This is a genomic window from Halomonas sp. SIMBA_159 (assembly GCF_046536035.1).
Lineage (GTDB): Bacteria > Pseudomonadota > Gammaproteobacteria > Pseudomonadales > Halomonadaceae > Vreelandella > Vreelandella venusta_A.
Genome location: NZ_JAWJBT010001828.1, coordinates 1 through 229, shown reverse-complemented (window position 1 = coordinate 229; position 229 = coordinate 1). Strand labels below are relative to the sequence as shown.

At 55.9% G+C, this 229-nt stretch carries 1 protein-coding gene; it reads left to right on the top strand.

Annotation, left to right across the window (positions count from 1 at the left end; translation table 11 throughout):
• A partial coding sequence (locus R0J87_RS25510; protein WP_498889807.1) for a hypothetical protein occupies positions 1-229 on the top strand: 229 nt, incomplete at both ends.

Below are 229 nucleotides of genomic sequence, written 5' to 3'. Positions count from 1 at the left end.
AGATCAGGTGAAGGCGCTTTCCGGCCGACGCTTTGCCAGGGTGTTTGAGCTCGAACAAGCCTGCTGGTCTGTAGCCATAAGCCAAAGCGCCAGTGAGTCTTTGTCTTTGATTGAACAGCTGCGCGGTACAGAAGGTATCACTCTGGCAGAGCCTGATTTGTTACAGGTCAGGCTATATCGGGACAGCGGAAACAACCCTGTCTCCCGCGCACCGGCAACCGCTGTCAGG